We start from the raw sequence: 20,783 nt of genomic DNA, 5'->3' as shown, positions 1-20,783 counted from the left end.
CTCTCATGCGCGGCAGCGCACTCGAGCGATTCGACCGCGGGGCGACTCATTCGAGGTGGTCGGCCAGTAGCGGGCCGATGATCGCGGCCGATTCGGGAGTCATCATGTGCAGGTGATCGCCCTCGACGGTGTGTTCGATGATGTTGCCCGCGACGGCTTCCCGCCACAACTGCGGGCTCACCTCGCCGGACTCGGCCAGTGAGTCCGCGGCGGCGAAGAACAGCATGTCGCCGTCGAAGATCTCCAGCTCGAGTTCCGTGCCGGCAGTGCGGTGCACCTCGGCATACGCCTCCAGGATGCGTTCGAGTTCGACTGGTGTGAGCCCGGTTTCGTGACCGAACGATCGATTCACCAGGGCGACTGCGTCTTCGGCGGAAAGTTTCGTGTCGCCCGGGTCGATGCCGAGGCTGGCGAGCAGCTCCTCGACGCCGAGGTCCCTGCTGGTGCGCTGGATCGGGTAGTAGTCCAGCACAACCAGATCGACGGTCTCGCCCGCCTGGCGAAGTTGAGCCGCCATGTGGTGCGCGATCAGACCGCCCAGTGACCAGCCGAGCAGGTGGTAGGGGCCGTGTGGGCGCACGGCTCGGAGTTCGTCGACGTAGCGGCGGGCGAGACAGCGGTGTGACGCGTAGGCCGGACCGCCGGACAGGGTGGGTAACTGCAGGCCGTACACCGGCCGGCCGGGCAGGTACTGCAGCAAGCCGGTGTACACCCAGGAGATGCCGATCGCTGGATGAACACAGAACAGTGGTGTCCGGCTACCCGCTGCGCGCAGTGGGATCAGCACGTCGAGCGCACCGGACGTCGTTGCGTCGCCGGATCGGGAATCCAGGCGGTCTGCCAGGCTCGCGGGAGTGGGATTCAGGAAGATCAGCGGCAGCGCGACCTCGCGCGACAGCATCTCCTGCAGGGTGGATGCCACACGAATGGCGCTGAGCGAGTTGCCGCCGAGATCGAAGAAGTTGTCGTCACACCCGGCTCGTTCGATCTCGAGCACCGTCTCGAAGGCCGCCGCGACGGTCCGCTCGGTATCGGTTCGCGGGGCCCGGTACTGCGACCGGGTGACCTCCGGGACCGGCAGCGCCGTGCGATCGAGTTTCCCGGTCGGTGTCACCGGCATCGCCGGGAGCACGAGCACTGTTCTCGGCACCATGTACGACGGCAGCGCCGACGCCAGGAATCGCAGCACCTCGGCCGTGTCGATGTGTGTGTTCGCCGCGGGCACCAGGTAGGCCACCAGGCGCTCGCCGCCGCCGTCGTCGCGGACCACCGCCACCGCCTGGCCGACCGCCGGATGGCGCAACAGCGTCGCCTCCACCTCCTCCAACTCGATGCGCAACCCCCGCACCTTGACCTGGAAGTCGGCGCGCCCGACATATTCGAGCTCGAGCCGGCCGGACCTGCCGATCCAGCGCATCAGATCTCCGGTGCGATAGATCCGCCTGCCCGGCGGGCCGAACGGATCCGCCACGAACCGGGTTGCCGACATCCCCGGTTGCCGGTGATACCCGCGCGCCGTTCCCGGCCCGGCGACATACAGTTCGCCGACTACGCCGACCGGTACCGGTTGCAGTCGTTCATCGAGTAGCACCTCGGAGAATCCCGGCAGCGGGGCACCGATCGTGATCGGATCGCCCGCCACGAGTGGGTCGCGGATATTCGACATCACGGTGGCCTCGGTAGGCCCATACCCGTTGACCATGCGCCTGCCGGGCGCCCAACGCTCGACGAGCTCCGGCGGACATCTCTCACCCCCGACACTGACGAAGGCCAGCTCGTGCAGCTCGATCGGATCGAGGTCGGCCAACACAGCGGGAGTGGTGAACATGTGGGTGATCTGCTCGGTGCGAAGCAGCTTCTCCAGTTCGAGGCCCGCGTTCGCCGTTGGCGGGGCCACCACCAGTCGCGCGCCCGCTCCGAACGCGGTGAAGAACTCCAGCAGCGACGGGTCGAAACTCGGCGAGATCACGTGCAGGACGCTGGCGGCGGCGTCGGCCACACCGGACAACCGGCCCGCCAGATATGCCAGTCCCCGGTGGGTGACCGTCACGCCCTTGGGCACGCCCGTCGAACCCGAGGTGAAGATCACGTACGCGATATTGTCCGGCCGGACCGGCGCGAGACGGTCGGCGTCGGTGAGCGGGGATTCATCCCAGCCCGAAGTGTCGACCGCGCCGGTCAGCACGCATGCCGGTTGGACCGTGTCGAGAACATGCGCGGTGCGGACCGCCGGAAGATCGGGATCGATCGGCACATAGGCGCCGCCTGCTTCGATGACCGCGAGCATCGCCACCAGTTGGCCGATGGATCGGGGCAGCGCCACCACCACCGGTGTGTCGGGGCCGACGCCCCGCGAGATCAGCCATCGCGCCAGCCGATTGATCCGGGCGCCGAACTCCGTGTAGGTCAACTGTTCCCAGTGGTCGACGACCGCGACCTGTTGCCCATGGCGGGCCACTTGGTCGGCGAACATCGCGGTCCAGGTCGTTTCGGTCACCGGGGCCGCGGTGGGATCGATGACCGGGGCCAGGTCTCGGTGTTCGGTCTCGTCGAGCAGATTCAGCCGCCCGAGCAGCATCCCGGGTTCGTCGACGACGGCGTCGAGCACTCGGACCACCCGGGTCAGTACCTCCTCGGCGCTCTCGCGCGCGTACAGGTCGGGACGGTAGCTGGCCCGCAGATGCAACTGGGTGTCCATGTGCGAGACCAGGGTCAGGGGGTAGTGACCGGAGTCGCGGGCGGTCACCTCGGTCACGCGCATGCCCGCGATATCGATGGCCCGGCGCAACGCGGCCTTGTCGACCGGATACGACTCGAACACCGTCAAGGTATCGAAGACCGCGGCCGGGCCTGCTGCCTGCTGGATATCGCCCAGTCCGAGGTAGTGGTAATCCAGTAGCCCGGACTGTTCGGCGCGGACCTCCTCGAGCAACTCGGTGAGGGTCTTGTTCGGGTCGAGGGTGACGCGCACCGGCACGGTGTTGATGAACAGGCCGACCATCTCCTCTATGCCCGGTATCGTCGCCTGCCGACCGGAGACGGTGGCGCCGAACACCACATCGCGCCGTCCGGTGAGGGTGGCCAGCACGATGCCCCAGGCGACCTGCACGACAATGTTCAGGGTCAGGGCGTGTTCGCGGGTGAAGGCCTCGAGCCGGCGGCTGCGGTCTTCGCCGAGGTCGAGCGAGGTGTCGGCGGAGACGGCGTCCACCTGCTCACCGCGCCGGCCGGGGACCAGCAGGGTCGGGCGGTCGAGCCCACTCAGGTAGCGCGACCACGCCGTGCGTGCGGCGTCGGCGTCCTGGCGGGCGAGCCAGCTCAGATAGTCGCGGTAGGCGGGGGGTCGCGGCAGTACCGACGTGTCGCTGTCGGCGGCGTAGAGAACGAGCATCTCCTGCAACAGCAGCGGCGCCGACCAGCCGTCGAGCAGAATGTGGTGGTTGGTGAAGACCAGCCGGAATTCGTCGGCTGCCAGGCGGATCAGGGTCAGCCGCAGCAGCGGCGCGACGGTGGAGTCGAAGCGGGCGGCCCTGTCCTCGGTCAGGATCCGAGCCACATCGGTGGCCTCGCCGCCGGTCAGATCGATCTCGCGGAGCGGGAATTCGATGGTGTGCTGGACTACTTGCACCGGGCGGCCGCCCTGCAGCGCGAAGGCCGCACGCAGGTTCGGGTACCGCTGCGACAGGGCCGCGATCGCGCGCCGCAGCCGCGGCGCATCGACGCTGCCACGCAGATGCAAATCGAGTTGCACGAGGTAGTCGTCGACCGAGTCGGCCTGCAAGGTGTGGAACAGCAGGCCGCTCTGCAGCGGCGTCAACGGCAGGATGTCCTCTAGTCCCCGATACCGATGTTCCAGCTCCTCGATCGCCCGCTGGGTCAGCGGCACCAACGGCACGTCCGATGGGGTGTGTCCGCCCGCGCCGGGCTCGGTGGCACCGGCGGCCAGTGCGGTCAGGGCTTGTCGCCATCGGTCCGCCAGCTCGGTCACCTCATCGGCGGCCAGCACGCCCGTCGGATACGCGAACGAGGTACGCAGCACCGGACCGCCATCCGTGTCGACAACGACCGCGTTGACGGCCACCGCCGCGGTCGCGGGTTGCGCCGGGTCGATACCGCCACCCAGGTCGACATCGGTGATCGGCAGCCATCCGGTCTCGCTCCCGAGTCCGGTGCCGGTGATCCGGCCGAGATAGTTGAAGACGATCTGCGGTTCGGGGCGGGCGGCCAGCACCGACCGGGACTCGTCGTCGAGATAGCGCAGTAGGCCATACCCCATCCCGTGGTCGGGCACGGCGAGCAGCTGTTCCTTGACCGCCTTGACCGCGGCGATCGCCGTCCCGGTCCGCGCGCCGGTGGCAAGCACCTCGTCGGCATCGATGCCGGACAGATCCACCCGCAACGGGTACATGCTGGTGAACCAGCCGACGGTGCGCGACAAGTCGGCGCCGGGCACCACCTGTTCTTCTCGACCGTGGCCTTCGAGCCCGATCAGCACCTGATCGGTGTCGTGGCCGCGACATGCGCTGACCGCCACACCGAGGGCGGTGAGCAGACCGCTGTCCACTCCGCTGTGGACAACTTCGGGCAGCGTGGTCAGCAGGGTCGACGTGGTGCCGGTCGGCATGTCGACGGTGATCGTGTCGACGGTGGCACCGACGTCGAGCACCGGATCGAGCGACCGCGATCCCCAGGCGGGCTCGTCGGCCGAAAGGATTTCCTGCCACAGCGCGAGTTCGTCGCGCCTGGTGTCGCTGCTGGCTTCCTCGCGCAATCCGTGCGCCCAGCGGCGCATCGACGTAGCTTCGGGTTCGAGTTCGGGGTCGAGTCCGCCGCTGATTCGCCCCCACGCGACGGCGAGGTCGGGTACCAGGATGCGCCACGACACACCGTCGATCACCAAGTGATGGGCTACCAGCAGCAATCGGCCGGTCGTGGCCGCATCGAACCACACCGCCCGCAGCACGATCCCGCCGGCGGGATCGAGCCGGGAGACAGCAGCATCGAGGGCGGCCCTGGCCAAAGGGACGAAGTCCGGATCGGTCACCGATTCGACCGGTATCCGCCGCAACAGCTCAGCGGCGTCCACCGCCCCGACCGGCCGCACTCGCAGGCACTCGTCGTCCGCCGACGGGGTCCGCAGCCTGGCGCGCAGCATGTCGTGTCGATCCACGACGGCCTGCAGGGCGGCCACCAGCGTGGACTCGTCGGCTTCGGCAGGCAGGCTCAGCAGCACCGACTGGGAGAACTGGTCGAAGCGACCGCCGCGCTCGAGCAGCCATCGCACGATCGGGAGTGCGCTGACGTCGCCGATTCCGCCACCGGGCAGTTCCGCGAGCGGCCCCGGCCTCGGCGCGACGGAGGCCGCCACGGCGGCCAGCGCCGCAACGGTCTTGTGTTCGAACACCTCGCGTGGCGAGAGCACCAGTCCCGCCGACTTGGCCCGGGCGACCACCTGGATCGACATGATCGAGTCCCCGCCGAGCGCGAAGAACGAATCGTGCACCCCGACGTTTCCGAGTCCGAGCACGTCGCCGAAGATCGCGGCGAGGGTCTCCTCGGCCTGCGTCGACGGCGCCTGGAAACCTGTGCTCGGGGCCGCGAAGTCCGGTGCGGGCAGGGCCCGGTGATCGACTTTCCCGTGCACCGTCAAGGGCAGCGCCGACAGGCAAACGATCGCGGCGGGGACCATGAATTCGGGCAGACGCTCGTCGGCGAAACGGCGGATCTCGTCGAGTCGCGCACTGGCACCGGGGTCGTTGACGTACAGGGCGAGTGCGCCGATCGGACCGGCGGGCAGGTACACGTCGGTCAGGGCGGCACCGGTTTTCCTGAGAAAGACGATGTCCATCGAATCCGGTGTGCGCGACCAGGTCACCGCGGCCGAGTATCCGCATTCCGAGGCGAGGCGGTCGCCGTCGTGCGGCGCCGACCCGCCTGCTGCCGGGGCCGCGTCGAGCAGATTCCGCACCGGTATCGCGTCGGGGGCGGTCGCGAGCGCGTCGGCATCGGCGACCGCTTGCCGTAGCCCGGCGTGCGGTATCCCGGTGACACGCACAACCTCGGGTCGGTCTGTCCGCAGGTACTCGCCCAGTGCCTCCATGGTCTGCCACCGAGTCCACGGCTGTTGCGGCACCGTGGCAAGCGAGCGGACCGCAGCCGTGTGCAGCACCACCTGGTAGCGGTAGCGACTGAGTTCGTTGACCCCGCGCATCCGGCCGAGCTGGATCTCGACACCCGTGATGCCGGGCAGGTACTGCCCCAGGTCGAGGAAGAATTCGGGGGCGAGCAGCAGTTCCCGCTCGGTGAGCAGTGCGCGGCGTGCTCGCTCGCGAACGATGGCGGCGGTATCGGTCCCGTCGGCCCGCGCGAGCTCCACCCCGGCGATGAAATGCGGCAACAAGGTCAGGTTGCGGACATCGCCGAGGTACAGCGACCCGCCGGGCGCGAGCAGTCGCCGGGCCTTGCCGAGCACGTCGAGCAGGTAGGCGGCGTCGGGGAAGTACTGGACCACCGAGTTGAGCACGAGGGTGTCGAAGTGGCCTTCGGGGAGCCCGTCGATCACGTGCGCGGGCTGGACCCGCAGACGCACCCGATCCGCCCACGATTGCCCGGCCACCGCGGTGCGCAGCGACTCGATCGTCGGTGCGGCGAAATCGGTGGCCCAGTATTCGTCGCAGTCGGGGGCGAGTTCGGCGAGCAGCAGCCCGGAGCCCGCCCCGATCTCGAGCAGCCGGTGCGGCCGCAGCCTGCGGATCGACCGCACGGCCGCGTCGCGCCACTGCAGCATGTCGTCGTGCGGCAACGGTTCGCCGGTGTCGCTGGCGTTCCAGCCGCTGAAATCCGGTTCGAGGGGCTCGCCTGCCGTGGCGGGATCGGTGGTCTGCGCGGCCGAGTACACGTCCTCGTACAGCGCCTGCCAGCTCTGAACCGCCGCCGATTCTCGATCGGTGTCCGCGCGCACGGTCAGCTCGCGGTCGAGCACGACGTACCCGAGCAGTTGCTTGCTCTCGGTGTTGCCCGGGACCTGGCGCGCGATCACCGCCGCCTGCGCGACCGCGGGATGCGACATCAGCACCGCCTCGATCTCGCCGGGCTCGACCCGGAAGCCGCGGATCTTGACCTGTGTGTCGACGCGGCCGACGAAGTCGAGGTGGGCAGCGGTCACCTCCCCGGATTCGGTCCGTCCGCAGGACGTCCAGGTGACGAGGTCTCCCGACCGGTACATGCGCTGCCCGGCTTCCTCGAACGGGCACGCGAGGAACCGGCTCGCCGTCATCGCGGGCCTGCCGTAGTAGCCGCGTCCGACGCCGGCCCCGGCGATGTAGAGCTCTCCGGGGACTCCGACCGGTACCGGTCGCAGACCGGCGTCGAGGACGTACACCCGCACACCGACTATCGGCACCCCGATCGGCACCGCGGTCCTGGCCGGGTCGTCGGTGACCACCACGGCGTGCACGGTGGCGCAGACCGTGGTCTCCGTAGGTCCGTAGGCATTGACCACCAGAACTTGCGGATGCGCGGTGCGGAAGCGGTCGACGATCACCGGGGAGAGCGCCTCGCCCGCGGTGACGACCTGATCGACCTGCTCCCACACCCGGTCCGGCGCGATGACCGGATCGGTCATCAGGTGAAACATCGGAGTGGACACGAACATCGAGGTGACGCCGTGGTCGAGCACCGTGTGCGCGATGCGCGCCGGATCCGCCGGTCCGGGCGGGGTGAGGACGAGTTCGATGCCGTTGAGCAGGGCCGGCCAGATCTCGTACACGGAAGCGTCGAATCCCGGCGACGACGTCATCGACATCCGCCGCCGAGGCCGGTTCACCGGCCAGCCATGGGCGACAAGGTGGACCACGTTGCGGTGGGTGATCGCCACGCCCTTGGGCACACCGGTCGAACCCGAGGTGTAGATCAGATACACCGGGTGTTCGGGCCGCAGGGGCATGGTCCGGTCGGCATCGGTGACCGACCCGTCGCGCGCGGCCGGGTCGTCGGCCGATGTCTGGTCCAGCAGCAGTACCGGGCAGGCAGCGGACGGCAGCTGCCCGGCGACGCCCGGCTCGCTCACCATCAGCTGCACAGCGGCGTCCTCGAGGATGAATTCGGTGCGCTCACTGGGATAGCTGGGGTCGATCGGCAGGTACGCGCCGCCGGCCGACGACACCGCCAGCAGTGCCACGATCAACGCCGGCGATCGGTCCAGGGCAACCGCCACGACCGACTCCGGGCCAACGCCATGGGCGATCAACCGGTGGGCCAACCGGTTCACGCGAACGGCGAGCTCGCGGTAGGTCCAGTGCTCGGTACCGCAGGTGAGCGCCACTGAGGCGGGGGTGGCCGACACCTGTTCGGCGAACAGCGTCGGCACCGTGACGTCCGGCACCGCGACCGCAGAGCCGTTCCAGTCCCCCAGCACCCGCCGACGCTCACCCGGTTCGAGGAGATCCACCAGGTCGAACCGGCTGTGCGGACAGGTCACCATCGCGGTGAGGACCCGCACGAAGCGAGCCGCGATCTGCTCCACGGTCGCGCGATCGAACAGGTCACCGGCGTACTCGATCGTGCCCCGCATCCCGCCCGGTGCGCCCGGCGTCGCCGAGCGGTCCGACAGGTTGAAGAACAGGTCGAACCGTGCGACCCCCGCCGTCACCGACTCCACCGTCACCTGCAACCCGGGATAGTCCAGCACCGGAACGGGCAGGTTCTGCAATGCCATCGCGACCTGGAACAACGCGTGATGGGCGGTGGACCGTACCGGGTTGAGCAACTCGACGAGCCGCTCGAAGGGCGCGTCCTGATTCTCGTAGGCCGCCAGCGCTTTCGCCCTGACCTGGTCGACAACGTCGGTGAACTCGTAGATGCCGGACAGATCCACCCGCAGCACCCAGGAGTTGACGAAGAACCCGACCAGGTCGGCAAGCGCCTCATCGGTGCGACCGGCCACCGGACCACCGATGGTGATGTCGTTCCCGGCGCCGAGCTTGTGCAGCAGCACCGCCAGAGCCGACTGCATCACCATCGATGCGGTCGCACCGCGAGACCGGGCGAGATCCTCGACCGCGGCGCGCAGCCACTCGTCGACGGTGAACTCGACCAGCCCGCCTCGGAAGGACTGCAGCGGGGGCCTCGGCCGATCGGCCGGCAAGCGCAGCGGTTGCGGTGCGTCCGCCAATTCGGTTCGCCAATAATCGAATTGGCGCGCCAGCACACTGGCGGGATCGTTCTCCTCGCCGAGCACCTCGCGCTGCCACAGCGCGTAGTCGGCGTACTGCACCGGCAGTGGCTGCCAAGCCGGCGCCGCCCCAGCCGTCCGGGCGCGGTATGCGGTCATGATGTCGCGCACCAACGGCACCATCGAGGCCCCGTCGGCGGCGATGTGATGGAGCACGAGCACCAGCACATGGTCGTCGGGTGCTCGGCGCAGCAGCGCCGCACGCACCGGGATCTCGGCCGACAGGTCGAACCGGTATCCGACCTCCGTCGCGATCGCGTCGGGCATCCGTTCGGTGGGCACCGATGTCATCGACAACGACGATGTCGCGGTGTCGGCCGACAGGATCCGCTGGAAGGGGACTCCCTGGTCCTCCCCGAACACGGTGCGCAGACTTTCGTGGCGGGCGACCACATCGGTGAAGGCCAGGGTCATGGCCGCGGCATCCACGTCCCCGCGCAGGCGTGCCACCATCGGGATGTTGTACGTCGCCGACGGTCCCTCGTAGCGATGGATGAACCACAGCCGGTTCTGCGCGTAGGACAGCGGGATCCGCGCCGGACGCTGCTGCGGAACCAGTGCAGGCCGCGCCACCCCGCTGCCTGCGAGCCGCGGTACCAGTTCGGCGACAGTCGGCGCCTCGAAGATCGTGCGGATCGGCAGCTCGGCCCCCAGCGCCGAGCGTATCCGGGCCACGAGCCCCGTCGCCAGCAGCGAGTCCCCACCGAGGTCGAAAAAGCGGTCGTCGAGGCCCACCAGATCGGGCGCGAGGCCGAGTACCTCGGCGAACACGCCCACCATCGCTCGTTCGACGCTGGTGCGCGGCGCCCGGTACACCGCGGTTCTGAACTCCGGTTTCGGCAGCGCGTCCCGGTCGATCTTCCCGTTGCCGGTGATCGGCATCACCGCCAGCACCATCACCACTGCGGGGACCATGTAGTCGGGCAGCACCGCTGCCACCGATGCCAGTACCTCCGGCCCGTCGACGCGCTCGCCCGCCTCGGGCACCACATAACCCACCAGGTGTTCGATTCCGGCGTCGACGCGGACTTCGGCGACCGCCTGCGCCACCCGCGCGTGGCGCAGCAGCGCAGCCTCCACTTCACCGAGCTCGATCCGTCGGCCCCGCAGCTTCACCTGGTGATCGGCCCGTCCGACGTACGCGAGCCGCGGCGCCGAGTCCCCATTGCCGGTGACGGTCGTCCACCGCATCAGATCGCCGGTCCGGTACATTCGCTGCCCCGGGGTTCCGAATGGATCCGCTACGAACCGAGCCGACGTCGACCCGAACCTGCGGTGATACCCGCGCGCGAGCGCCGGTCCCGACAGGTAGAGCTCCCCGATCACGCCGACGGGCACCGCATGCAGGCGCGCGTCGAGCACGAGCGCATGGAATCCGCGTCCGGGACTGCCCAGTGTCACGTCGTCGCCTGGCCGCAGGTCGACGGTCGTCGCCTGCACCGCTGTCTCGCTGGGACCGTACCCGTTGACCATGCGCCGACCCGGCGCCCACCGCTGCACCAGACCCGGCGGGCAGGCCTCGCCCCCGACACTCACGAAGGCGAGGTGGTCCAAGTCGGTCGGATCGAGGGTGGCCAGCACAGCAGGCGTGGTGCACCAGTGAGTGATGCGCTCGGCGGCGAGCAGCCGGGCGAGCTCGGCACCCCCGTACACCCCGGGCGGCGCGATGACCAGCTCGGCGCCGACACCGAACGCGACGAGCAGTTCGAACACGGCCAGATCGAAACTCGGTGCGGCGCCGTGCCACACCCGCGCCCCGGCATCGGCCAGTGTCGTCGCGTGCGCGACGAGATTCGCCAGTCCGCGATGGGTGACCACCACCGCCTTCGGCGTTCCCGTCGACCCCGAGGTGTAGATCAGGTACGCCGGATGATCCGGCCGCACGGCGACGGTCCGGTCCGCATCGGTCACCGCTGCCGAGGGCTGCTCGAGCGTGTGCACCACCTGAGGGTCGTCGAGCACTACCCACGCAACACTTCCCGGCATCCGCCCGCGCTCGGCGGCGACCGTCAATCCCAGCACCGCACCGCAATCGTCGAGCATGGTCGCGATCCGTTCGGCGGGCGAGGTCGAATCCATCGGCACGAACGCCGCGCCCGTCTTGGCTACCGCCCAGACCGCCAGTACGGATTCGACCGACCGTGGCATGGCGATCGCGACGAAGCGTTCCGGGCCCGCGCCGAGGCCGATCAGCAGCTGCGCCAGCCGGTCCGACCGCTCGTCGAGCATTCGGTAGGACAGTCGCAGATCCCCACACGACAAGGCCGGAGCCGCCGGAGTCGCGGATGTCGCGTCCGCCAGGATGTCGGGCAGCAGCCGTGGGGCGACGCCGGGCGCGCCACGCACCGGTACCAGAGTCTGCTGTTCGGCCGGGTCGAGCAGATCGATGTCGCCGACCCGCACCGACACCTCCGCCGTCGCGGACACCAGGATCCGCGTCCAGCGATTCGCGAATCCCCGGACGATCTCTTCGTCGAACAGATCGGTCCGGTACCGCACTTGCACGCTCGTGCCCGCTGCGCGGCCGTCCGCGTCCCAGTGTTCGGTCACGCAGAACTGCAGGTCCGCCATGCCGAGGAGGCTGTCGTCGCGCAGTGTGGCCGCGACCGCGCCGGACTGCTCATCGCCATGATGCTCGAACGTCACCCGGAACAGCGGTGGGTGCGGCCCGGTGCGCCGCAGCGTCGCCGCCAGCCGGCGCGACGGCATATCGGCGTGCGCGAAGGCACCCCGGTCGACTCGGCCGATGTATTCGAGCAGGTCGGCGACAGGAGCCGCCGCGTCGACACGAGTGCGCAGCACGAGAACGTCCACGGCAGAATCCTCGGGCCCAGACGGTGCGGTACGCGGGACAGGAGTGCCGACCGCCACATCATCGACACCACCGAGGCGCGCGAGGAGCATCGAGACCGCCGCATGCAGGACGACGAACGAATCGACCTGCTGTTCGGCGGCCAGCGCCACCACCGCCCGGTGCAACTCGGCGTCGATCGCGAACTCGACCGACGTTCGCGCTTCCGGCATCGGAGACAGGCGGGAAGCACCCGTGGGCAGCTCCGGCTGTTGCGGCAGCCCGCCCAGCGCCGACATCCAGTAGTCGAGCACCGCCGTGTCCCGGTATCGCCGTTGCGCCTCGTGCGCACTCGCGGGGTGAATGCGGTGCAGCGGCGTGTCCGGATCGGCGGTGACCAACTCGTCGAGGAGTTCCACGATCCGCGCGCACTGCTCGCGCACTTCGTCGTCTCGATACCGATTCGGGTTGGCGCGAAATTCGACCATGGTCCTGGTCGGATTACCGCTTCGGTACACGCTGATCAGGCGGTCGCCGACCGGTCCGCGGGACAGGGCATGAAAAGTGCCGGTCACCGTTTCCAGTCTCAGTTCCTGGTCGACGAGCATCATATTGACCAGCGGCACCGAGAATCGTGACACGGTCTCACCCGCGGATCGCCGGATGTCCTCGATCCCACAACCTTGATGGCGCAGGGCACCGAGCAGTTCGAGCTGCGTCCGCTCGATCACCTCGCCGAGAGTGTCGTCGGGATGAATCCGGATCCGCAGCGGTACGACATTGACCAGCATCCCGGCCGACCGCTTCAATTTCGCGGTTGTTCTGGCCGATACCGGAATGTTGACCAGCACTTCGTGGCTTCCTGATTGCCGCGAGAGATAGCAGGCGAAGGCCGCGAGCACCACCACCGACGGGTTCGTGTGCAGGTGCTCGGCGGATGCGGTCAGGTGTTCGGCGGTTGCCGGCGACAAGGCGGCAACCTCGGTGATGCACCGAGCGGCCGGGGCAACGTCACCGTCCAGGCTCGCGGCCGGTACATCGCGCATTCGCTCGGCCCAATACTCGCGATCGGCGGCGAAACGACGAGATGCGCGGTACTTCTGATCGTTCTCGTAGAGGGTGCGCAGATCTGTCGACGGTCTGACTTGCTCCTCGCGCCCGGCCATCGCGGCCGAGTACAACTCAGCGCACCGATTCATCAAGATCATCGCCCCATAGCCGTCGAGCACGATGTGGTGGGCTTTGACATAGAACAGGAAGTCCAGATCGCCGACGTAAAGGACCGCGATCTTGCACAGGCGATCGGCCAGCAGATCCATGGGTAGTTCGGCGTCGCGGCGCAACCACTCGTCGGCGGCCGCGGGCGGGTCGTCCTCGCCGCGGAAGTCCAGCACCTCCGCTTGCACATCGAGCTCTCGATCAACGAGCTGGAACGGCTGCCCATCCACCTCGATCAGACGCACATAAGCAGTCTCGAATTCCCGACCGCTCGCGATGATGACGGCCCGCAAGAGATCGAAATCCAGCTCCCCGTGGAATTTCACATACTGGGCGATGACGAAGGGGACGTCGGGGGTGAGTTGCTGCGCCATCCAGATCCCGTACTGCGCGGGCGACAGTGGAAACGCTGCAGCCGGAACCCGGTCCGATCGGAGCAGATTCGCGAGGCGGTGTCCCGTCGGGGCGCCCATATCGGTGCTGCGGGAATGGTTGCTCGAATTCGAATCAGGGTCCATCATCAAGGCTTTCCGCGATCAGTGCGGCTCGCGACCAACACGCCGGAATCCGATCGAGGACGCGGCGATCACGCGCCGACCAGCTGTGGCGAGTGTCGGGGATTCGACATGGGCCGCGACGAACAAGCCGTTACAGCATAGGCCTGCGTACGGAGGGAACTCCAGGTTCGTTGTCGATCCGAAATGCCGCACGGATCAATAGCAATTTCGCCAAAAAGGTCAGGCCTGGGTTCCGCGGCTTCCCGGAACCCAGGCCTGACCTGAGGGTGGAGCTAAGGGGAATCGAACCCCTGACCTTCTCGATGCGAACGAGACGCGCTACCAACTGCGCTATAGCCCCGTGCGGCTCTGGCGAACCGCGCTGTGACACTGTATCAGGGGTTGCGCCCCGATACCGAATCGGTACTCTGACCTGCTGATTTGCATGGTTGCACCAGTTACTCGCCGACAGCTTGACCGAGGTCTTCGACCCGGTTGCGGAGCGCGCGAGAAGTGGCCGGATCGAAGATTTCGAGGAACTCGAACCTCGGATCCTCGTCGTCGGTGTCGAGCAGGGTGGAGCGGCGGCGCAGGGCGCGTGCGGTGTCGCGGTCCATGGTGCGACGGGTGGTGGTGGCCGCTTCTGGAGTGGCTTCGGCGGCTTCCTGACGCTTGCCGCGGGTGAGGCGGGCCGCGCGCCTGCGGCGGATCTCCTCCTCCACGTGGACCTGCTTGCGCAGGTAGGCGAGGTAGCCCGTGAGCACCATGGCCGACAACCCGCAGGCCCACCAGAAGATCGAGTTGAGCAGCAGCCCGAACGCGGCGAACAGGATCATCCCGATGATCAGGCCCATGACCGCACGCTGACGGAAGCTGTAGCGGGCGGCGCGGGCGATGGCGTCGGCCTCGGGGTCGTAGCCGCCGCGACCGCGACGCGACGGGGTGAAGTCGTCGTCATCGTCGAATTCGGCGTCGGGGGCCACGAGGTCGTCGAGCCGGGCCGGCGGCGCGGGTGGGATGCGCGCGGCGACGGGCGGCTCCTGCTCGACTTCCGCCGAGAGTGGTTCGGCCGCAGTGTCTTCTGCCTCGTCGTCGTCGAGATCGGCTGTCGCGGTGGCCTCGCCGGCGTCCACCTCGGCTTCGGCTGCCTCGAGTTCGACTGTGGGGGTCAGCTTTTCGTCGTCATCTTCGGTGACGGGCTCTTCGGTCGTCATCCGATCCTCCGAATCAGTTCGGTGGGAGCGCTTGCGTAGCACACGGGGTCGGTAGTCGGGGTCACTCTCGTGACCGCCTGCCGCGCCGATGCGGATCCGTCGTTCGGCCCCGCCACGGTGCAGCACGCGTGTGGCGAGCGCGGCATCGGTGGTGCGGCGGATCCGGGGATGCCGGTCCGCCAGGATCGGGAACAGGACGAAGACCCACAGCACCACCAGTCCGATCCACAGGATCGAATTCGGCATCGCGGTCATCACCTCCCGTCCCCACCTACGTGTTGTCCATCTGTGGACGCACCACTGACGTCCGTAGGTTAATTCGGGCAGACGCGTCAGTGTGGCAGGCGCGCCGTGCACACCTGCCACATGAGTAACAGAAATTTCACGGCTGCGCCGCCCGACCCTCCCTGACCAGGCGATCCACCACAGTGCCCATAACCTCTTCGACGGTCAGCCCGACCAGCAGGTGATCACGCCACGCACCGTCGACATCGAGGTAGCGGCGCAGCATGCCCTCTTCCCGGAAGCCGACATTGCGCAGAACCGCCTGGCTGGCAAGGTTTTCCGGCCGCACCGTCGCCTCGACGCGGTGCAGGCCGATCGGGCCGAAACAGTGGTCGAGGCCGAGCGCGAGCGCGGCGGTCGCCACCCCCTGACCACCGAGATCCTTGGCCACCCAGTACCCGATCCAGCCCGACCGCAGCGCGCCGCGCACGATGTTGCCGATGGTCAGCTGACCGCTGAACTGCCCGTCGACCTCGATGACCAGCGGGATCATCACTCCGCGCCGGGCCTCGGCTTTCAAGCTCGTCCACAGCGACGGCCAGTTCGACGCGTGATTGCGCGCCTCCCAACTGCCGCGCCCGGTCGGTTCCCAGCGCTCGAGGTGGTCGCGGTCGCGCAGCCGGATCCGGCTCCACGCGGCGGCATCACGAAAACGCACCGGTCGCAGGGTCACCGTGCCGCCCGCGACGCGTACCGGGCCCAGCCGAGCCGGCCATCCGGGGTGCTGGCCTGCCCGGAATACGTTCATGGACTCCACTTTTCAGCCGCGCTGTGCCAGGAACGCGACCTGAACCTCGTCACCGGTGCGGAAATCGGTGTCGTCGGGCTCCACCACGATCAAGCTGTTCGCCTCGGCGAGGGTCACCAGCAGATGCGAGGAGCCCGCGTTGCCGTTGCCCAGCGGCTGCACGAGGTAGTCGCCGGTCGCCTCGTCGCGCAGCAGTTGCGCGCGCAGGTAACCCTTGCGGCCCGGCATCGAGGTGATGGGAGTGATGGTGCGGGCGCTGACAATTCGGCGCATCGGCTGACGGCGGCCGAGCGCGATCCGGATGAGCGGACGCACCATCACCTCGAACACCACCAGCGCGCTCACCGGATTGGCCGGTAGCAGGAAGGTCGGCACCTCGTCACGGCCGAGCCGACCGAAACCCTGCACCGATCCTGGATGCATCGCCACGCGGTCCACTTCCAGCTCGCCGAGCCCGTCGAGCGCCTCGCGCACCTGATCCGACGCCCAGCCGCCGACCGCACCGGCGATCACCACGACCTCCGAGCGCACCAGCTGTCCTTCGACCACATCACGCAGCCGGCGCGGGTCGGCGCTGACGATGCCGACCCGGTTCACATCGGCGCCCGCGTCGCGCGCGGCCGCCGCGAGGGCGTAGGAGTTCACGTCGTAGACCTGGCCGGGACCGGGCGTGCGGTCGATATCGATCAGCTCGCCACCGATGGAGATCACCGACAGACGGGGACGCGGATGCACGAGCACCTTGTCCTGGCCGACCGCGGCGAGCAGTCCCACCTGGGCCGCGCCGATGATCGTGCCCGCCCGCACGGCCACGTCACCGGGCTGCACGTCGTCACCGATGCGGCGGACATAGTCGCCAGAGCGAACCGGCTCGAAAACCTTGATCCTGGCCCGCCCACCGTCGGTGAACTCCACCGGCAGCACCGCATCGGCCAGGGTCGGCATCGGCGCGCCGGTGTCGACGCGCACGGTCTGGCGCGGCTGCAAGCGGATGGGCTGGCGCGAACCGGCCACCACCTCGCCGACCACCGGCAGGGTGAGGTCGATCAGCTCGCCCTCCTCGTCGCGCACATCGGTGCCCGCGGCGGTGACGTCGACACTGCGCACCGCGTACCCGTCGATGGCGGCCTGATCGAAGCCGGGCAGCGGCCGTTCGGTGACGACGTCCTCAGCGCACAGCAAACCCTGGGCTTCCGATATCGCCACCCGGACCGGCCGGGGTGCGACCGCAGCCGCGGTGACCTTGATCAGCTGATCCTCAACCGAGCGCATCGAGCTCCTGAATCTATGGCGGCGGTGAACCTGGCCGCGGTTACGCGACGGGCGACTGTGGATCCCACTCCGGACTGAGCCGGAACTTCAGCCACTCGCGCAGTTGCGGGCCGTATTCCTCCCGCTCGAGGGCGAAATCCACAGCAGCTCGAAGATAACCGCCCGGGTTGCCCAAGTCGTGGCGCGACCCACGGTGGACCACCACGTGGACCGGATGCCCCTCGGCGATCAGCAGGGCGATGGCGTCGGTGAGCTGCAGTTCTCCACCCGCGCCCGGCTCGATCCGGCGTAGTGCGTCGAAGATCACCCGGTCGAGCAGATAGCGACCGGCGGCGGCCAGGGTCGACGGCGCGTCGGCGAGTTCTGGCTTCTCGACCATGCCCTTCACGCGCAGCACGTCGGTCTCGGCGCCGTCGGCGCATTCCTCGACGTCGAAGACGCCATAGGCACTGACCTGGGATTTCGGTACGTCGATCGCGCACAGCACGGAGCCGCCACGCTCGCGGCGGACCCGGCTCATCGTGTCGAGCACGCCACAGGGCAGCACCAGATCGTCGGGCAGCAGGACAGCGATGGCCAGTTCGTCGTCGTCGAGGACGGATTCGGCCTGGGCGACGGCGTGGCCGAGACCGAGGGGCTCCTCCTGCACGACCGAGGTCACATCGAGCAGGGCCGGGGCCTTGCGAACCTTCTCCAGCAGCGCGAACTTCCCGCGCTCGGCCAGGGTGCTCTCCAGCACGAGGTCCTCGACGAAGTGAGCGACCACGCCGTCCTTGCCGGGCGAGGTGACGATCACCAGCCGGTCGGCACCGGAATCGGCGGCCTCGGCGGCGACCAGCTCGATGCCGGGGGTGTCGACCACCGGCAGCAACTCCTTGGGCACCGTCTTGGTGGCAGGCAGAAACCGCGTTCCGAGTCCGGCCGCGGGTACCACCGCAGTGCGGAACCCGGAAGTCTTGTCTGTCATGCGCATACCCTATCCATTCAGTGCCGTCCGATCGCCTCCACGCGACGATCCGGCGTCGGCAAGAGCTTAGGCGTACCTCCGCCTTCGCTCCGGCCGTGCGCACAGGACATCGGATCGCCGCGCGCCTGTGCAGACTATGGTGGTCGCTGTGGAGATGCCCGGTGAGCGCACCAAATATGCGTGGCGCGGCGAGATCCTGGCCACTCGCGCACAGGTGGACTCCGCCGAACACGCCGTCGACGCGGCCGCGCTCGCAGCCTCCGCGGCCCGCCTGGCCGGGGCCGATGACGTCGTGTGCGCCTACGTTCCGGTCCGCGGCGAGCCCGGCGATCTACGCATGGTCGACGTGCTGCGCGCACGCGGCGCCACGGTGTTGCTGCCGGTGACCGGCGAGCCGGGTCCGCTGAGCTGGGCGCGGTACGAGGGCGCGGATTCGCTGCGCAAGGCGCGCTACGGCCTGCTCGAGCCGGCCACCGAGACGCTGCCACCCGCCGTGGTGGCCGAAGCCGTGACGATCCTGGTTCCGGCCCTCGCGGTGGATCGGCGCGGGGTGCGGCTCGGGCGCGGCGCCGGGTACTACGACCGGACGCTCGGCGCGGCACGCGCGGACGTGCGCCTCATCGCCGTTGTACGGGATAATGAACTGGTCGACCGGCTTCCCGAGGAACCGCACGATCGGCGAATGGGTTGGGCACTCACTCCGGGTGGCGGACTGGAACAGCTGGGCCGCGACCTCCCCGTTTCGCCGGAATGAAACGGCGATTCGCGACGTTGGCAGTGTCGGCGGTAGAGTGCTAGATCGACGAGAGACTTGCGGAGGATCCTGTGCCAACTTATTCGTATGCGTGCACCCAGTGTGACAACCGCTTCGACATCGTTCAGTCCTTCTCCGACGACACGCTGACGGAATGCCCGCAGTGCGCCGGGAAGCTGCGCAAGCTGTTCAACTCGGTCGGCATCGTGTTCAAGGGCAGCGGTTTCTACCGCACCGACAGCCGTGGTGGCGCGTCCACCGCGAGCGAACCGGCGAAGACCTCGTCCGAGAGCGGCAGCACCAGCAACGGATCCAGCGGCAACGGAAATTCGACGTCGACTGCGAGCACCAGCTCTACTCCGGCCGCCGCCAGCTGACTTTTCGACAGTTATCCACAGCCCCGCGGTTATCCACAGGCGGGGTTTTCGACGGCTTCTCCGCACAGCCACGGTTCTACGCTTTCGCTCATGACTCGCAGTCTCGCCGATCTGGGACGTGGCAGTTCCTGGCGTTTCGCCCTCGGTAACCGTCCTGCCTGGGCCGATGCCCTGCTGGCCCGGCGCATCGTCGCCGCGGCACTGGCCGTGGCCGCCGTCGTGTTGTTCGTGCGTGGTGATCCCGGCGGTGCCAGGGTCGCGGTGGTGGTCGCTGCCCGCGATCTCGCGCCGGGCCGACTGCTCACCGCCGACGACCTGCGTGTCGATCAACACGAATCCCGTTCGCTGCCAACAGGTTCCGTCAGCCAGACCGCTCCGCTGCTCGGCGCCACATTGACCGGCGCCATGTACGCCGGGGAAACCTTCACCGATCTGCGTGTCGTCGGCCCACGGCTGGCCGCGGCCGCCGCGGGCAGTGCCGACGCGCGGATCGTGCCGATCCGATTGGCCGATGCCGCGGTGGCCGATGTGTTGCGGGCGGGCGATCGTGTCGATGTGGTCGGGGTCGAGGACGCGGGCGCTCCCGGGGCGACCAGGCCCGCGCGCACGTTGGCCACCGATGCCGCGGTTGTTCTCGTCACCGCGACGGGCGATCGACGCGGGGCGGAACGGGTGGTCCTGGTCGCGCTGGGTACCGAATACGCCACCGCAGTCGCCGGTGCGTCGTTGCGAACAGCACTGACTGTTGTCCTGCATTGACCGGGTTCGCTGGTCGCCCACGTCGAAGTTCGCGAGAAATTTGCCGAAACCCTGATTAGCATCAGTCAGGAACCAAGCACCACCGTTTCGCACATTCGATATGGAGCCAAGCGCCCCGGCCGGCTCCTGCACGAAGGAGGCATCGGCATGCTCAAAGGTTTCAGGGACTTCCTGCTCCGTGGCAACGTCGTCGATCTGGCGGTCGCCGTCGTCATCGGCACGGCGTTCGTCGCGATCGTCACCGCGTTCACCAGCGGGATCATCAATCCGCTGCTCGCGGTGTTCGGCGGATCGAACGAGATGGGGCTCGGTTTCCAGCTCATCGCGGACAAACCGGCCACTTTCATCGAGGTCGGGCCGATCATCACCGCGGCGATCAACTTCCTGCTGGTGGCGGCGATCCTCTACTTCATCCTGGTAGTGCCCGCGATCAGGATGAACAAGCGATTCTCCAACGCCGACGAAAGCCTCACCGAAAACGAACTGCTCATCCAGATTCGCGACCTGCTGGCCGAGCAGCGCAGCCGCTCGGACGGCAAGCACAGCTCCGTGGCCCAACCGCAGCCGGACGGCGACGGCGAACGGACATACTGAATCGCTCTCCGCGACACAGAGATCGGGGTCCGCCCGCCAGGGGCGGGCCCCGATCTTGTTGTCCGACAGTCTTAT

At 68.4% G+C, this 20,783-nt stretch carries 9 protein-coding genes and 1 tRNA gene; 4 read left to right on the top strand and 6 right to left on the bottom strand.

The features are described from left to right. Positions 1 to 46: 46 nt before the first annotated feature. The 6 genes from ACTWPB_RS11490 to ACTWPB_RS11465 form a co-directional block, all read right to left on the bottom strand. Complete coding sequence (locus tag ACTWPB_RS11490) at positions 47 to 13,714, bottom strand: amino acid adenylation domain-containing protein (RefSeq protein WP_446226308.1); 13,668 nt, start codon at positions 13,712 to 13,714, stop codon at positions 47 to 49. Positions 13,715 to 14,026: 312 nt separating this feature from the next. Then, positions 14,027 to 14,099: transfer RNA gene (locus ACTWPB_RS11485), tRNA-Ala, on the bottom strand. Positions 14,100 to 14,196: 97 nt separating this feature from the next. After that, entirely contained in the window at positions 14,197 to 15,198 is a 1,002-nt protein-coding gene (gene sepX / locus ACTWPB_RS11480) for a divisome protein SepX/GlpR (RefSeq protein WP_446225635.1), read from the bottom strand. Between the two features lie 136 nt (positions 15,199 to 15,334). Continuing rightward, a complete protein-coding gene (locus tag ACTWPB_RS11475) occupies positions 15,335 to 15,985 on the bottom strand; it encodes a GNAT family N-acetyltransferase (protein ID WP_446225634.1) in 651 nt (216 codons plus the stop codon). Between the two features lie 12 nt (positions 15,986 to 15,997). Next, a complete protein-coding gene (gene glp / locus ACTWPB_RS11470) occupies positions 15,998 to 17,257 on the bottom strand; it encodes a molybdotransferase-like divisome protein Glp (RefSeq protein WP_378913407.1) in 1,260 nt (419 codons plus the stop codon). 40 nt (positions 17,258 to 17,297) lie between these two features. Next, positions 17,298 to 18,224, bottom strand: coding sequence for a UTP--glucose-1-phosphate uridylyltransferase (locus tag ACTWPB_RS11465; protein ID WP_446225633.1), 927 nt, complete (start codon positions 18,222 to 18,224; stop codon positions 17,298 to 17,300). 154 nt (positions 18,225 to 18,378) lie between these two features. Here ACTWPB_RS11465 and ACTWPB_RS11460 point away from each other — a divergent pair, with 154 nt between their 5' ends. The 4 genes from ACTWPB_RS11460 to mscL all read left to right on the top strand — a co-directional run bounded on the left by ACTWPB_RS11460 (position 18,379) and on the right by mscL (position 20,708). Beyond that, positions 18,379 to 18,978: a 5-formyltetrahydrofolate cyclo-ligase gene (locus ACTWPB_RS11460; RefSeq protein WP_446226307.1), complete on the top strand. Its 600-nt coding sequence runs from the start codon at positions 18,379 to 18,381 to the stop codon at positions 18,976 to 18,978. A gap of 71 nt (positions 18,979 to 19,049) precedes the next feature. Then, positions 19,050 to 19,355 carry an FmdB family zinc ribbon protein gene (locus ACTWPB_RS11455; protein WP_446225632.1) on the top strand — a complete coding sequence of 102 codons (306 nt, stop codon included), beginning with the start codon at positions 19,050 to 19,052 and terminating at the stop codon, positions 19,353 to 19,355. Positions 19,356 to 19,445: 90 nt separating this feature from the next. After that, positions 19,446 to 20,114: an SAF domain-containing protein gene (locus ACTWPB_RS11450; protein WP_446225631.1), complete on the top strand. Its 669-nt coding sequence runs from the start codon at positions 19,446 to 19,448 to the stop codon at positions 20,112 to 20,114. Positions 20,115 to 20,261: 147 nt separating this feature from the next. After that, positions 20,262 to 20,708 (top strand): large conductance mechanosensitive channel protein MscL, encoded by a 447-nt coding sequence (mscL, locus tag ACTWPB_RS11445; protein ID WP_446225630.1) that lies wholly within the window; start codon positions 20,262 to 20,264, stop codon positions 20,706 to 20,708. Positions 20,709 to 20,783: the final 75 nt, after the last annotated feature.

Source organism: Nocardia sp. IBHARD005 (assembly GCF_052814245.1).
The sequence above is the reverse complement of the archived record's forward strand: the minus strand, read 5'-3'. Positions and strand labels throughout refer to the sequence as shown.